The organism is Streptomyces sp. NRRL S-244 (assembly GCF_000717915.1).
Lineage (GTDB): Bacteria > Actinomycetota > Actinomycetes > Streptomycetales > Streptomycetaceae > Streptomyces.
In genome coordinates, this window is record NZ_JOCX01000005.1 from 156,268 (window position 1) to 170,933 (window position 14,666).

General features: G+C 71.3%; 15 protein-coding genes and 1 riboswitch. Of the genes, 9 read left to right on the forward strand and 6 right to left on the reverse strand.

What is annotated here, in order from left to right; genetic code table 11:
- Positions 1–26: 26 nt before the first annotated feature.
- Positions 27–875 (reverse strand): hypothetical protein, encoded by an 849-nt coding sequence (locus IF02_RS0108285; RefSeq protein WP_030154856.1) that lies wholly within the window; start codon positions 873–875, stop codon positions 27–29.
- 97 nt (positions 876–972) lie between these two features.
- Between IF02_RS0108285 and IF02_RS0108290 the strand changes: the two genes are divergently transcribed.
- Both IF02_RS0108290 and IF02_RS0108295 read left to right on the forward strand, forming a co-directional pair.
- On the forward strand, positions 973–1,308 hold the full coding sequence (locus tag IF02_RS0108290) for a hypothetical protein (RefSeq protein ID WP_051695981.1): 336 nt from the start codon (positions 973–975) through the stop codon (positions 1,306–1,308).
- A gap of 6 nt (positions 1,309–1,314) precedes the next feature.
- Complete coding sequence (locus tag IF02_RS0108295; protein WP_030154859.1) at positions 1,315–2,508, forward strand: glutathionylspermidine synthase family protein; 1,194 nt, start codon at positions 1,315–1,317, stop codon at positions 2,506–2,508.
- Between the two features lie 42 nt (positions 2,509–2,550).
- On the opposite strand, the gene rocD is transcribed toward IF02_RS0108295, so the two are convergent.
- A complete protein-coding gene (gene rocD, locus IF02_RS0108300) occupies positions 2,551–3,759 on the reverse strand; it encodes an ornithine--oxo-acid transaminase (protein WP_030154861.1) in 1,209 nt (402 codons plus the stop codon).
- Between the two features lie 159 nt (positions 3,760–3,918).
- Positions 3,919–4,009: riboswitch (ZMP/ZTP riboswitch) on the forward strand.
- Positions 4,010–4,044: 35 nt separating this feature from the next.
- Here rocD and glyA point away from each other — a divergent pair.
- The 4 genes from glyA to IF02_RS0108320 all read left to right on the forward strand — a co-directional run bounded on the left by glyA (position 4,045) and on the right by IF02_RS0108320 (position 8,265).
- On the forward strand, positions 4,045–5,313 hold the full coding sequence (gene glyA, locus IF02_RS0108305; RefSeq protein WP_030154863.1) for a serine hydroxymethyltransferase: 1,269 nt from the start codon (positions 4,045–4,047) through the stop codon (positions 5,311–5,313).
- Positions 5,314–5,427: 114 nt separating this feature from the next.
- Positions 5,428–6,441, forward strand: coding sequence for a tryptophan--tRNA ligase (gene trpS / locus IF02_RS0108310; RefSeq protein WP_030154865.1), 1,014 nt, complete (start codon positions 5,428–5,430; stop codon positions 6,439–6,441).
- 98 nt (positions 6,442–6,539) lie between these two features.
- A complete protein-coding gene (locus tag IF02_RS0108315) occupies positions 6,540–7,160 on the forward strand; it encodes a 2'-5' RNA ligase family protein (RefSeq protein WP_037835791.1) in 621 nt (206 codons plus the stop codon).
- 166 nt (positions 7,161–7,326) lie between these two features.
- Positions 7,327–8,265 (forward strand): YihY/virulence factor BrkB family protein, encoded by a 939-nt coding sequence (locus IF02_RS0108320; protein ID WP_030154869.1) that lies wholly within the window; start codon positions 7,327–7,329, stop codon positions 8,263–8,265.
- On the opposite strand, the gene IF02_RS0108325 is transcribed toward IF02_RS0108320, so the two are convergent.
- Positions 8,262–9,512, reverse strand: a complete 1,251-nt coding sequence (locus IF02_RS0108325; protein ID WP_234318129.1) for a D-alanyl-D-alanine carboxypeptidase family protein — start codon at positions 9,510–9,512, stop codon at positions 8,262–8,264. The genes IF02_RS0108320 and IF02_RS0108325 overlap by 4 nt on opposite strands.
- 121 nt (positions 9,513–9,633) lie before the next feature.
- Here IF02_RS0108325 and IF02_RS0108330 point away from each other — a divergent pair, with 121 nt between their 5' ends.
- From IF02_RS0108330 to IF02_RS0108340, 3 genes are all read left to right on the forward strand, one after another.
- Positions 9,634–9,894 carry an SCO4848 family membrane protein gene (locus IF02_RS0108330; RefSeq protein ID WP_030154873.1) on the forward strand — a complete coding sequence of 87 codons (261 nt, stop codon included), beginning with the start codon at positions 9,634–9,636 and terminating at the stop codon, positions 9,892–9,894.
- A gap of 5 nt (positions 9,895–9,899) precedes the next feature.
- The gene (locus IF02_RS0108335) at positions 9,900–11,306 is read left to right on the forward strand and encodes a metallophosphoesterase (RefSeq protein WP_030154875.1); all 1,407 of its coding nucleotides are present in this window, start codon (positions 9,900–9,902) and stop codon (positions 11,304–11,306) included.
- Positions 11,307–11,446: 140 nt separating this feature from the next.
- Entirely contained in the window at positions 11,447–13,009 is a 1,563-nt protein-coding gene (locus IF02_RS0108340) for an ABC transporter substrate-binding protein (RefSeq protein WP_030154877.1), read from the forward strand.
- On the opposite strand, the gene IF02_RS0108345 is transcribed toward IF02_RS0108340, so the two are convergent.
- The 3 genes from IF02_RS0108345 to IF02_RS0108355 are packed head-to-tail and all read right to left on the reverse strand — an operon-like array spanning position 12,996 to position 14,632.
- The gene (locus tag IF02_RS0108345; RefSeq protein ID WP_051695983.1) at positions 12,996–13,763 is read right to left on the reverse strand and encodes a TetR/AcrR family transcriptional regulator; all 768 of its coding nucleotides are present in this window, start codon (positions 13,761–13,763) and stop codon (positions 12,996–12,998) included. The two genes, IF02_RS0108340 and IF02_RS0108345, sit on opposite strands and share 14 nt — an antisense overlap.
- Positions 13,764–13,774: 11 nt before the next feature.
- Positions 13,775–14,224, reverse strand: a complete 450-nt coding sequence (locus IF02_RS0108350; RefSeq protein WP_051695984.1) for a thiol-disulfide oxidoreductase DCC family protein — start codon at positions 14,222–14,224, stop codon at positions 13,775–13,777.
- Between the two features lie 3 nt (positions 14,225–14,227).
- A complete protein-coding gene (locus tag IF02_RS0108355) occupies positions 14,228–14,632 on the reverse strand; it encodes a hypothetical protein (RefSeq protein ID WP_030154882.1) in 405 nt (134 codons plus the stop codon).
- Positions 14,633–14,666 lie beyond the last annotated feature (34 nt).

The window sequence follows — 14,666 nt, forward strand, 5'->3', positions numbered from 1 at the left end:
CGCTGCGCCGGAGGACCCCCGGCGCCTCAAACGCCGACGGGACCGGATCGCGCCCGCTCGGGGTCGGGCGGTTCGCCGAAGCGGGCCAGGGCCAGGGCCCCGGCCACCGCCACCGCGAAGCCGAGGACCGCCAGCCAGGCCAGGCCCTCGCGGGTGCTGTCGCCGAGCCAGACCACGCCCACCACCGCCGGGCCGATCGTCTCGCCGAGCACCATGCCCGCCGTGGCCACCGTCACCGAGCCGCGCTGGAGCGCCGAGGTGAGCAGCAGGAACGCCGCGCCCCCGCCCAGCAGCAGTGCGTACAGCGCCGGATTCGCCAGCGACGCGAGCGAGATGCCGTCGATGAGGCGGACCGCCACCTCCACGACCCCGAAGCCCGTCCCCGCCGCCAGGCCGAGGACCAGCGCCCGCGACCGGTCCGGGAGCCCGCCGGCCACCACCCCCACCAGCAGCACCAGTCCCGCCACACCCAGCAGCCCCAGCTTCAGCGCGAACGACCCCGTCCCCGAGCCCTCTTCGCCCGACGCCAGCGCCAGCATCGCCAGCCCCGCGCACACCACCCCCACCGCGCCCCACTCGGCCCCGCTCAGCCGTACGTGCAGCAGCCGTGCCGAGACCACCGCCGTCACCGCGAGGCTCGCCGCCAGCGCCGCCCCCACCGTGTAGATCGGGATGTGCCGCAGCGCCACGATCTGGAGGACGAACCCGGCCGCGTCCAGCCCCAGACCCGCCACGTACCGCCACTGCCGGGCCGCCCGCAGCAGCAGCGCCGCGTCCACCCCGGACCCGGTCCCCGGCTCCGCCGCCCGCGCGGCCATCGCCTGCAGCACCGACGCCGTACCGAAACAGACCGCCGCACCGAGCGCGCAAACCATCCCAAGGAGCACGAAATGACTCTAGATCATGGAGGTCATGAGGGGGTTTCGACGGCCGGATTCCATCGGTTCGCTGCCCCGTTCTAGTCTGTCCGCCATGGACGACAGCAGTACGAGCAGCAACGACACCACCGGCACCACCGGCACCGCCCGACGCCGCATGCGCTCCGGCGGCGTCGCCCTCGGCGGCATGGGCCTGCTCGCCGCCGCCCTCGTGGCCTGCGGCAGCAGCAGCGAGCCCGACAAGCGCTGCGCGGACCGCGTCACCCTGGAGAAGCTGAACACCAAGGAGTGCAAGAGCGGCGGCCGCGGCGCGTACTACTACGGCGGCTCCGTCGCGTCCAACAACCGCGTCAGCGGCGGCAGCTTCGACAAGTCGGCCGTCACCCGCGGCGGCATCGGCGGCAGCCACAAGAGCTCCTCGGGCGGCTGATCCAGCGTGCAGCGCCACACCATCGAGCCGCGCCCCGACTGGCAGAAGACCGTCGAGGAGCAGGGGCTGATCTACCCCCTCACCCGCTACCCCGACGACTCCCTGCGCCCCTACTGGGACGAGAGCGCGTACTACTCCTTCTCGCTCCCCGAGGTGGAGGCGCTGGAGAACGTCGTCGAGGAGCTGCACGCCATGTGCCTGGCCGCGGCCGCGCACATCGTCGAGCACGACCGCTTCGCCGACCTCGGCATCACCGACCCCAAGCTGGCCGCTCTGATCGCCGAGTCCTGGCGCCGGCGCGCCGAACAGCCCTCCCTCTACGGCCGGTTCGACCTGCGCTACGACGGCTCCGGCAGCCCGGCCAAGATGCTGGAGTACAACGCCGACACCCCGACCTCCCTCGTGGAGGCGGCCAGTCCGCAGTGGTTCTGGATGGAGGAGCGCTTCCCCGGCGCCGACCAGTGGAACTCCCTCCACGAGCGGCTCGTCGAGGCCTGGCGCCGCCAGGCGGAACTGCTGCCGCCCGGCCCGCTGCACTTCGCGCACTCCGAGACCGACGAGCTCGGCGAGGACCTGATGACGGTCGCCTACCTCCAGGAGACCGCCGAGCAGGCGGGCCTGGAGACGGAGGCGCTGTCCGTCGAACAGATCGGCTGGGACAGCCTGTCGGGCCGGTTCGTCGACCAGAAGCTCGGCTTCATCCGCGGCTGCTTCAAGCTCTACCCGTGGGAGTGGCTGGCCACCGACGCCTTCGGCCCGCAGGTCCTGGGCACGTACGACCACGGCGGCGGCTCCGGGAGCACCACCTGGATCGAGCCGCTGTGGAAGATGCTGCTGTCCAACAAGGCGCTGCTGGCGATCCTGTGGGAGCTCTTCCCGGAGCACCCGAACCTGCTGCCCGCCTACCTCGACGGCCCGCGCGAGCTCGCGCGGACCACCGGGTACGCCGCGAAGCCGCTGCTGGGCCGCGAGGGCGCCGGGGTCACCCTGCACCCGGCCGGCGGCGGCGAGCCGTTCACGCCGGCGGAGGGGGAGACGTACGTCTTCCAGGGCCTGGCCCCGCTCCCCGACTTCGACGGCAACCGCGTGGTGCTCGGCGCCTGGGTCGTCGAGGAGGAGGCGGCGGGCCTGGGCATCCGCGAATCGGCGGGCCCGGTCACGGACGAGTACGCCCGCTTCCTGCCCCACGTCATCCTGTAGCCGCACCGTCGGGGGCGCGGCCGCGCCCCCGACGGGACTGCGTCAGCCCGCGGCCAGCACCTCCCGCAGCTGGTCCAGACCCCAGTCCAGGTCCTCCTTGCTGATCACCAGCGGGGGCGCGATGCGGATCGTCGACCCGTGGGTGTCCTTGACCAGGACGCCCCGCTCCATCAGCCGCTCCGAGATCTCCCGGCCCGTGCCGTGCGCCGGGTCGATGTCGACGCCCGCCCACAGCCCGCGCCCGCGTACGGCGGTCACCGCGCCCCCGCCGACCAGCAGGTTCAGCTCCCGGTGCAGGTGGTCGCCGAGCTCGGCGGCGCGCTGCTGGTGCTCGCCGGAGCGCAGCATCGCGATCACCTCCAGGGCGACCGCGCAGGCCAGCGGGTTGCCGCCGAAGGTGGAGCCGTGCTCGCCGGGCCGGAACACCCCGAGCACGTCCCGGTCGGCGACGACGGCCGAGACCGGGACCACGCCGCCGCCCAGCGCCTTGCCGAGGATGTACACGTCCGGTACGACGTCCTCGTGCTCGCACGCGAACGTCTTGCCGGTGCGGCCCAGCCCCGACTGGATCTCGTCCGCCATGAACAGGACGTTCCGCTCGCGCGTGAGCTCACGTACACCCTGGAAGTAGCCGGGGGGCGGCACCAGCACCCCCGCCTCGCCCTGGATCGGCTCCAGCAGCACGGCCACGGTGTTGGCCGTGACGGCCGCCGCCAGCGCGGTGAGGTCCCCGTACGGAACGATCTCGAACCCGGGGGTGTAGGGCCCGTAGTGGTCGCGCGCCTCGTGGTCCGTCGAGAAGCTCACGATGGTCGTCGTACGGCCGTGGAAGTTGTTGGCCGCGACCACGATCTTGGCCTGCCCGTCCGGCACGCCCTTGACCTCGTAACCCCACTTGCGGGCGGTCTTCACCGCCGTCTCCACGGCCTCCGCGCCCGTGTTCATCGGCAGCACCATCTCCTTGCCGCACAGCGCGGCGAGCTCGCTGCAGAAATCGGCGAACCGGTCGTGGTGGAAGGCCCGCGAGGTGAGGGTGACCCGCTCCAGCTGCGCCTTGGCCGCATCGAGCAGACGGCGGTTGCCGTGGCCGAAGTTGAGCGCCGAGTAGCCCGCGAGCATGTCCAGGAACCGGCGGCCCTCCACGTCGGTCATCCACGCGCCTTCCGCGGACGCCACGACGACGGGCAGCGGGTGGTAGTTGTGCGCGCTGTGCGCCTCGGCGGAGCGCAGGGCTTCAGCAGTTGTCGACACGGGGTCTCCGATCGTCGGTGGCGGGCGTGATGGAGGTGACGAGGGTGACGGAGGCGACGGGGGTGTCGTCACCTGCGTCACGTCACCTTGTATACGGCTATACGTCGCTCGTATACCGGACGGGGAAACCTTTCTTGTGGACCGCCCGCTAAGGTGAGCGGTACGCACGGCGACTGGCGTACGGAGAACCAACTCCGGGGGAGTCGTGCGCGCACGACCGCACACAGGGCCGCTCGCCTGGGCCTCGCGGGGACGAGAACCGACATCGACCCCGGAGGAGCCGCCATGAGCGCGAGCCGCCACCCCGCCCTGACCGCCGTCGATCCCGAGCTGGCGTCCTTCGTCGCCGCCGAGGAAACGCTCCAAGCGGAGACCCTGCGCCTGATCCCGAGCGAGAACTACGTGTCCGCCGCCGTGCTCGAAGCCTCCGGCACGGTGCTCCAGAACAAGTACAGCGAGGGCTACCCGGGCCGCCGCTACTACGAGGGCCAGCAGAACATCGACCGCGTCGAGGCGCTGGCCGTCGAGCGGGCGAAGGGCCTGTTCGGGGTGGACCACGCCAACGTCCAGCCGTACTCCGGCTCTCCGGCGAACCTCGCGGTGTACCTGGCCTTCGCGAAGCCGGGCGACACGGTGATGGGCATGGCCCTGCCGATGGGCGGGCACCTGACGCACGGCTGGGGGGTCTCGGCGACGGGGTCCTGGTTCCGGGGCGTGCAGTACGGGGTGTCCGCCGAGACGGGTCTGATCGACTACGACGCCGTGCGCGATCTCGCGCTGGCGGAGCGCCCGAAGATCATCTTCTGTGGCGGTACGGCGCTCCCGCGCACGATCGACTTCGAGGCGTTCGCCTCGATCGCCCAGGAGGCCGGCTCGGTCCTCGTCGCCGACGTGGCGCACATCGCGGGCCTGATCGCGGGCGGGGCGCACCCCTCGCCGGTCGGGCACGTCGACGTGGTCTCCACGACCACGCACAAGACGCTGCGCGGGCCGCGGGGCGCCATGCTGATGTGCCGCGAGGAGCACGCGAAGGCCATCGACAAGGCGGTCTTCCCGGGCCTCCAGGGCGGCCCGCACAACCAGACGACGGCGGGCATCGCGGTGGCCCTGCACGAGGCGGCGCAGCCGTCGTTCGTGTCGTACGCGCACGCCGTGGTCGCCAACGCGAAGGCGCTGGCGACGGCGCTGCTGGCCCGGGGCTTCGACCTGGTGTCGGGCGGTACGGACAACCACCTGATCCTGATGGACCTGACCTCGCGGGGGGTGCCGGGCAAGGTGGCGGCCAAGGCGCTGGACCGCGCCGGGATCGTCGTGAACTACAACACGGTCCCGTTCGACCCCCGCAAGCCGTTCGACCCGTCGGGCATCCGCATCGGCACCCCGTCGCTGACCTCGCGGGGCCTGGGGACGGAGCACATGCCGCTCGTGGCGGACTGGATCTCCCGAGCCGTGGACGCCGCGGCGAAGCAGGACGAACCGGCCCTGGCCGTCATCCGCACCGAGGTGGCGGACCTGATGTCGGCCCACCCGGCCCCGGGCCTCCCGCTGTCCTGACCCGTCCCACTCACTCGATCCGTCCCCGACCCGTCCGAAACCCCCGGGATCGCGCCCCGGGGGTTTCGGACAGGTGGGGACCGCCGCGGCCGCCGTACCTGAGAGAATGAAGCCATGGCTTCTGATCGTCCTCGCGCGCTCTCCGGCATCCAGCCCACCTCCGGCTCGTTCCACCTCGGGAACTACCTCGGAGCCATCCGCCAGTACGTCGCCCTGCAGGAGACGCACGACGCGTTCTACATGGTCGTCGACCTGCACGCGATCACCGTGCCGCAGGATCCGAAGGACCTGCGCGCCAATACCCGCCTCTCCGCCGCGCAGCTGCTCGCCGCCGGTCTCGACCCCGACCGCTGCACGCTCTTCATCCAGAGCCACGTGCCCGAGCACGCCCAGCTCGGCTGGGTCATGAACTGCATCACCGGCTTCGGCGAGGCCAGCCGGATGACCCAGTTCAAGGACAAGTCCGCCAAGGGCGGTGTGAACAGCGCCAGCGTCGGCCTGTTCACGTACCCGATCCTCCAGGTCGCCGACATCCTGCTCTACCAGGCGAACGCCGTCCCCGTCGGCGAGGACCAGCGCCAGCACATCGAGCTGACCCGCGACCTGGCCGAGCGCTTCAACCAGCGCTTCGGCCAGACCTTCACGCTCCCCGCCGCGCACATCGTCAAGGAGGTCGCGAAGATCTACGACCTCCAGGACCCCTCGATCAAGATGTCGAAGTCCGCGTCCTCCCCCAAGGGCCTGATCAACCTCCTCGACGAGCCCAAGGTCACCGAGAAGAAGATCAAGAGCGCGGTCACCGACACCGAGGCCGAGATCCGCTTCGACACGGAGAACAAGCCCGGCGTCAGCAACCTGCTCACGATCTACTCCACCCTCACGGGGGAGTCGATCCCGGCCCTGGAGGCCCGCTACGAGGGCAAGGGCTACGGCGCGCTCAAGACGGACCTGGCCGGCGTGATGGTCGATTTCGTCACACCGTTCAAGCAGCGCACCCAGGAGTACCTGGACGACCCGGAGACCCTGGATTCCATCCTGGCCAAGGGTGCGGAGAAGGCCCGCGCGGTCGCCGCCGAGACCCTGGCGCAGGCCTACGACCGCCTCGGTCTGGTGCCCGCGAAGCACTGACCGCCGGAGGCCCTGGCAATCCGGGGGGTGCTGGCCCCACACTGGGTCGGCAGGACCCGTACGCAACCCGTACACACCAGACGACGGAGGAGACATACGTGGGGACCGTAACGCTCGGCGTTTCGATCGCGGTCCCGGAGCCGTACGGCAGCCAGCTCCAGGAGCTGCGCGCCGGCTTCGGGGACGTTGCCGCGCACGGCATCCCCACGCATGTCACCCTCGTCCCGCCCACCGAGGTGGACGCGGACCGGCTGCCGGAGATCAGGGCCCACCTGGCCGAGGTCGCGGCCGCCTTCGGCCCCTTCGGGATGCGGCTGGCGGGCACGGGAACCTTCCGCCCGCTCTCGCCGGTCGTCTTCGTCCAGGTCGTCGAGGGCGGTACGGGCTGCACCCGGCTCCAGGGCCTGGTCCGCGACCCGGACGGGCCGCTCAGCCGCGAGCTGGCGTTCCCGTACCACCCGCACGTCACGGTCGCCCACGGGATCTCCGAGGAGGCGATGGACCTGGCGTTCGCCACCCTCGCCGACTACGCGGCGCAGTGGACCTGCACCGGCTTCGCGCTCTACGAGCAGGGCTCGGACGGGGTCTGGCGCAAGCTGCGCGAATACCCTTTCGGCACCGGCCCGATCGCCGGAGTCCCGGCGCAGTCGGGCTCACCGGTCGATGAGGCGGAGCCTGCCGCGGGGCCCGCGGGCGAGACGGCCGTACGGCGCTCCTGACGCAGCGGCCTGAGGGTCTGGCGGGCGTGGAAGCGGAGCGTACGCAAGAGCAGGGTGGGGAAGGGACAGCCCGTCGGAAGCGCTTCGCGAAAAGTCACAATCGACGACCGTAGCGCCCGAACCGGGTAATCCCGGCTATTTCCGTCGCCTCATTTACCGTGATCCCATGGACTGGCTGACGAAACTCCCGGTGATCGGCCCGCTCGCGGTCCGGCTGATGCGGACCCACGCCTGGCGTGCCTACGAGCGCCTCGACCGGGTCCACTGGAGCCGGCTCGCCTCGGCGATCACCTTCATCAGTTTCATCGCGCTCTTCCCGCTGATCACCGTGGCCGCCGTCATCGGCGCCGCACTGCTCAGCCAGGAGCAGCTGGACCGGCTCCAGAAGAACCTCGCGGAGCAGGTCCCCGGCATCTCCGACCAGCTCGACCTCAACGGCCTCGTCGCCAACGCGGGCACGATCGGGCTCGTCGCCGCCGCCCTGCTGCTCGTCACCGGCATCGGTTGGGTCGGCTCGATGCGGGACTGCCTGCGCGCGGTGTGGGAGAAGGACGACGAGGACCTGGGGAACCCCATCGTCCGCAAGGGCAAGGACGCACTCGTACTCGTCGGCCTCGGCGGCGTGGGCCTGGCCTCGGCGGCGGCCTCGATCCTCGGCTCCAGCGCGGTCGGAAAGTTCGGCGGCTGGCTGGGCGTGCCGCAGCACGGCGCGGGCGGCGCGCTCCTGCGCACCGGCGCCTTCCTCGTCGGCGTCCTCGCCGCCTTCCTGATGCTGCTGTACGTCCTGACCTTGCTGCCCGGCGTCGAACCGCCGCGCCGCCGCCTGATCCAGGCCGCCCTCCTCGGCGCGGCCGGCTTCGAACTGCTGAAACTGCTGCTCAGCGGCTATATGCGCGGGGTCGCCGCGAAGAGCATGTACGGGGCCTTCGGCGTGCCCGTCGCCCTGCTGATCTGGATCAACCTCATGGCGAAGCTGCTGCTGTTCTGCTCCGCCTGGACGGCCACCCGCGCCGACGCGGACGGAGACGGCGCGGAGGACCCGGAGGAGCGGGCGGTGCCGGACGCCCAGGGCGACCAGAACACCCAGGGCACCCAGGGCACCTAGGACGCCTGGTCGCCGCCGGTGCGGCGGCCGCGCGGCCCCCGCGGCCAGCGGCGGTTGACCGCGTACGCCCCGCCCGCGATCACGGCCAGCGCCCCGCCCGCGACCCCGAGCGCGGTGCCGACACCGCCGCCCGCGCCCTCACCGGCCGCCGCGTTGTTCTCGTGCGACTGGGCGGGGGAGCCGAGCGAGGAGGTGTCCGCGCTCTTCGGCGGGACCAGCTCGCCCACCGGCTTGACCTTGCCGATCGCCGCGAACCCCCAGTCGAAGAGGTCGGCGGTCTCCTCGTAGACGGAGTTCAGCCCGCCCGAGGCCGGGTTCATCACCGTGACCAGCAGCTTCTTGTTGCCCTGCTGTGCCGCGCCGGTGAAGGTCGACCCGGCCATCGTCGTGTTGCCGTTCTTCACCCCCGCGATGCCCTTGTAGGGGGAGAGCCCGCCGGAGCCCGTCATCAGCCGGTTGGTGTTCTGGATCTCGAAGTACTCCCGCGGCTTCCCGGGCTCCTGGTGCCCCGGGAACTTCGCCTCCGCCGTCCCGCAGTACTCCCGGAAGTCCTGCTTCTGCAGTCCGGAGCGGGCGATGAGGGTGAGGTCGTACGCGCTCGACACCTGCTCCGGGGCGTCGTACCCGTCCGGCGAGACCACGTGCGTGTCGAGGGCCTGGAGCTCCTCGGCGTGCGCCTGCATGTCCTTGACGGTCTTGTCGATGCCGCCGTTCATGGCGGCCAGTACGTGCACCGCGTCGTTCCCGGACCGCAGGAACACCCCGAGCCACAGATCGTGCACCGAGTACTCGTGGTCCTCCTTGACCCCGACCAGGCTGGAGCCGGCGCCGATGCCCTCCATCTCCTGCTCGGTGACCTTGTGGACCTGGTCCTTCGGGAGGCTCGGCAGCACCGTGTCCGCGAAGAGCATCTTCAGGGTGGAGGCCGGGGGCAGCCGCCAGTGCGCGTTGTTGGCGGCCAGCACCTCGCCGGTCTCGGCGTCGGCCACGATCCACGAACGCCCCGTCAGGCTCGTCGGCAGCGCGGGCGCCCCGGCGAGGGGGTTCACCTGCACCCCCGGCTTGCCGAGCAGCGCTCCGCCGACGGTGGACATCGACGCCGGCGGGGCGGCCGCGGCCGGGGCCTTGGGCGGCTGCGCCTTCCCGTCCGACGGCGGAGTGGGCGCGGCGTGCGCGGGCACCACGAGCATCGCGGGGACCAGCAGCCCGGCGGAAAGGACCGTCAGCGCGGTCTTCTTGGCAGACACGCAGGTGAAAGTACATCCAGATCGGCTGTCTGCCGTCAGGGACCGGCCAACATGGCCGAACCACCGCCGGTACAGCCCACCCCGACGCGTCCGTCCTGGGGACCAAACCGATACTGGGGGCATGAAACTCAGCCGCGCCGTCTCCTGGTTCCTGCTCGCCTTCGGAGTGTGGAGCTGGTTCATCTGGGCAACTTTCGTCCGGAACCTGTGGAAGGACGCCAGTGGTCTGGCATTCGACGCGGCGGGCGAGCCGACGGCCTACTTCTGGGTACACCTTCTCCTGGCCATCGCCTCCTTTCTCCTGGGGACGGCCGTTGGTGTGATCGGGTTGCGCGGAGTCCTCGCGCTGCGGCGTGAATCACGCCGGGGTCCGGACGCGTGAAGGTCCTGCTCTTCGCGGTGATCGCGCTGGTGGTCCTGGCCCTGCTGGTGCTGGTCCACCGCTGGCTGTGGGTCCGGCTGGTCCGCGATACGACGCGCCCGCGCGGTACGGCGCGCCGCATCGGCACCACCCTCGCCTTCACGCTGCCGCTCCTCTCGCTGGCCGCCCTCACCGCGGGCCGCGCAGGCGCCCCCTTCTGGCTCCAACAGTCCGTGGCCTGGCCGGGTTACATGTGGCTGGCGGTCCTCCTGTACCTGACCCTGGCGATGCTGCTGGCAGAGCCCGTCCGGGTGCTGCTGCAGCATCGGCCCCGCCGGCGTTTGAGGCGCTGGGGGTCCCCCCAGCGCAGCGAGGGGGAGGGTCCGGGGGCGGAGCCCCCGGGTCTTTCCGGGTCCGGGCGGAGCCCGGGGAACGGTGGAAGGGCGGGTAGGGGACCGGCCCCGCAGGGCACCCCCACCACCGGCCCGGCCACCCCGGCCACGCCGACGCAGGCCCCCGCCGGAGCGGCCCCGCTGACGCACGCCCCCGCCGCAGCGGCCGAGCCGACGGAAGACCCGGCCGAAGCCCCGACCGAAGCCCCCGGCGGAGCCACCCGCCGCCAGTTCGTCGCACGCGCGATCGGCGGCGCAGCCGCCCTCGCAGCGACCGGAACCGTAGCCACCGGCACCTACGGAGTCCTCCGCGGCCCCCGCGTCAAGCGCGTCCAGGTCCCCCTCGCCAAACTGCCCCGCGCAGCGCACGGCTTCCGCATCGCCGTGGTCAGCGACATCCACCTCGGCCCGATCCTCGGCCGCGCCCACACCACCCGCATCGTCGAGACGATCAACCGCACCCAGCCCGACCTCATCGCCGTCGTCGGCGACCTCGTGGACGGCAGCGTCCACGACCTCGGCAGCGCCGCCGAGCCCCTGCGCCGGCTCTCCGCCCGCCACGGCTCGTACTTCGTCACCGGCAACCACGAGTACTTCTCCGGCGCCCAGCAGTGGATCGACCACGTCCGCGAGCTCGGCCTCACCCCGCTGGAGAACGCCCGCCGCCCCCTCCCGTACTTCGACCTCGCCGGCGTCAACGACGTCCAGGGTGAGACGGAGGGCCACGGTCCGGACTTCACGGCCGCGCTCGGCGACCGCGACCCGGCCCGCACCGCCGTACTCATGGCCCACCAGCCGATCGTCATCCACGACGCCGTCCGCCACGGCGTCGACCTCCAGCTCTCCGGCCACACCCACGGCGGCCAGCTCTGGCCCGGCACCTACCTCGCCGAGCTCGCCAACCCCACCGTCGCCGGGCTGGAGCGCTACGGCGACACCCAGCTCTACGTCTCGCGCGGCGCCGGCGCCTGGGGGCCGCCGGTCCGGGTCGGGGCCCCGTCCGACATCACGGTCGTAGAACTCGCCTCATACCAGGCCTGACCGGGCGCAACCGGTAACGACCCGCCGTGAATCGGCCTTCCCGAGGCCGAATTTCCATGATGGGATGTCCGTTAATCGGACATGGGGATCCGGTGGGCGAGTCAAATCATGGCATTTCCATGGGTGGGGTGGGGTCAAGGGTGAAGTCTGTCCGCTCGAAGGTCATCGCTGCCGGGCTGGTGATCGGCGTGGCCGGTGTCGGCGCCTGGCAGCTGCTCCCGGAGGAGGGCCGCGGCAGCGGGACCGCCCTGCGGGTCGGGACGAGCGACGTGGTCTCGTCCCTCGACCCCGCCGGGGCGTACGACGCCGGCTCCTGGGCCCTGTTCAGCAACGTCTACCAGTCGCTGCTGTCCATCAAGACCGGCTCCGACACCCCGGTGCCGGACGCGGCCTCCGCCTGCAAGTTCACGGGCGCGCAGCTCACCACCTACCAGTGCGAGCTCCGCCCCGACCTGAAGTTCTCGAACGGGCGCGCCGTCACCGCCGAAGACGTCAAGCACTCCTTCGACCGGATCAAGGCGATCAACTCCGACCAGGGTCCGGCGCCCCTCTTCAACACCCTGCAGTCGGTCAAGGCGGAGGGCCGCACCGTCACCTTCACGCTCTCCGCGCCCGACGCCACCTTCCCCTTCAAGATCGCGACGGGTGCCGCCTCGATCGTCGACAAGGAGAAGTACCCGGCGAAGACCCTCCGCGAGGACGGCAAGGTCGACGGCTCCGGCCCCTTCACCCTCGGCGCGTACCGGGCCGGCACCAGCGCCGAGCTCAAGCCGAACCCGGCCTACCGCGGCCAGTCCAAGCAGCCCGCCAAGACGGCCGTCACCGTCCGGTACTACAAGGACTCCGCCCAGCTCAACCAGGCCTGGAGCGACCACCAGATCGAGGTCGCCCACCGCGACATGCCGCCCGAGGTGCTCGCCGGGCTCAACCCGGGCCTGAAGGACACCAAGTACCAGGCCTCCGGCGGCTCCGAGACCCGCAGCATGGTCTTCAACGTCCGCCCCGGCTCGACGACCGCCCCGCTCGCCGTGCGCCAGGCGATCGCCGCCGTCATCGACCGCTCCAAGGTGGCCGCCGAGATCCACCACGGCACGGTGACCCCGCTCTACTCCCTCGTCCCGGCCGGCATCTCCTCGCACAGCACCCCGTTCTTCGACACGTACCCGGCGCCCAACGGCGCCACCGCGAAGAAGCTGCTCAAGGACGCCGGGATCACCGCCCCGGTCTCCCTCACCCTCGGTGTCAACACGCGCGGCCCGAACGTCGCGGAGGCCGACGAGATCGCGAAGCAGCTCACGGCCACCGGGCTCTTCCAGATCAAGATCAAGGCCGTCGACCAGTGGGCCGACTTCCAGAAGGCCTACGCGGCCGGGGAGTTCGACGCCTACACCATCGGCTGGATCGCCGACTTCCCGGACGCGGACAACTTCCTCGCCCCGCTCGTCGGCGCCGACTCCAGCATGAACAACGGCTTCTCCGACAAGGCCGTCGACGAGCTCATCGCCCGGACCCAGTCCTTCTCGGACCGCGGCCAGGCCGCCGCCGAATTCCGCGAGCTCCAGAAGCTGGTCTCCCAGCACGTCCCGATCCTGCCCATCTGGCAGAAGAAGGACTACGTGATGTCCCGCGAGTCCGTCTCCGGCGCCCAGTACCTCTCCGACGGCACCGGGGTCTGGCGCCTGTGGGAGCTCAACTGGCTGTAGCCGCTCCGTCGGCGCCGGCCGTGGGATCGAAGTCGGCATCCGGGTCGGAGGCCCGCTTCTTCTTCGACACCACCGTCTGCGCCATCCCCGGCAGGAAGTCCGCGAACAGCTCGTGGACCTCGCGCACCAGCGGCCGCAGCACCCGGAACCGGGCCAGGACGATGCCCCGCGTCGTCAGCTGCGCGCCGCGCTCCGCGAGCCGCCGCGTCTTCTCGCTGTTCGGGGACCGGTCGAAGACCCAGTACAGGACGAGCCCCATCTGCGAGAGCCACATCAGCTCCGGCAGCACGTCGGCCAGTTCGGCCGGGACCTTCGTCTTCGCGCCGGCCAGCACCTCGCGGTGCATGTCGATCGCCGTCTTGCGCGCGGGTTCCGATTCGGGGGAGAAGGGGCTGAGCGGACTCTCCGGGTCCGCGGCGTTCTTGAAGAACTGCGAGGCGAACTCGTGGTACGGAGCCGCGATGTCCAGCCAGCTCGTCAGCACGCCCGCGAGCCGCTTCTGCAGATCGGTCTCGCTGTCCAGGATGGGCCGGACCGCAGCCAGGTGCGCGGCGCCGATCCGGTCGTAGAACCCCTGGACCAGGTGTTCCTTCGACTCGAAGTAGTAGTAGGCGTTGCCGACCGAGACCCCTGCCTCCTTGGCGATGGCCCGCATGGTCGTCTTGTCGAAGCCGCGCTCCTGGAAGAGACGGAGCGCGGTTTCGAGGATGAGCGTGCGGGTCTGCTCGCTCTTGGGAGCCTTCTGATCAGTCACGGTGTACGAGCCTAGCCGGGTACGGAGCAGTGGTCGCCACAGGCCGGGTCCTCCGGCTCCGCTTCGCCCTCTGCCCCGGGCTCGGTCCGTACGGCCTGGCGCCATGCGGAGGCCGTGTACATGGCGGCCCGGGCGAAGGGCCGGCCCGCCGGGGTGGCGAGCCAGTTCGCCTTCGGCCGGTGCTCCGCCAGCGCCCACAGACACACGATGAAGGCATCGGTCCCGGTCCACACCTGCCCCCCGTCCCCGATGACGGTGATCTCGCGGAGCGTCGACGCGTGGTCGAGCCGCGGGAACTTCTCCTGCGCCGCGAAGGACGCGGCCGGGATCAGCCGGAGCGGCACCAGCCAGCGCTGCCCGAGCAGCCAGTGCCGGATGTGCACGCAGAGCGGACAGTCGGCGTCGTACAGCACGGTCAGGTGCCGGGTCGCGTGCGCTGTCGTTGCCGTTGCCGTGGTCATCGCTCAGGCCCCGGCCGGAGCGGTCCACCCCTGCGGGGCGACCGGCGGGGTCTGCTGGCGCTCCATGATCCCGCGGCGGCGCATCTTGTTCAGCACCCACACGTTGCCGAGGTGCATGACGCCGAGGACCAGCAGGACGACACCGATCTTGACCGACAGGGCCTCGAAGAGCTCGCGGGCCGTTTCGATGCCGACGTCCGAGCGCAGGTAGAGCGTCACGAAGCCGATGTTGACGAGGTAGAACCCCACCACCAGGAGGTGGTTCACGGCGTCCGCGAGCTTCTCGTTCCCGTGCAGGACGTCGGCGATGAAGATGCGGCCGTTGCGGCTGAGCGTACGGGCGACCCAGACGGTCAGCCCGATGCTGATGAGCAGGTAGATGACGTATGCGACGACGGTGAGGTCCATGCCTCAGCCCCCCTTGAACGTGTTCAACTCGTTG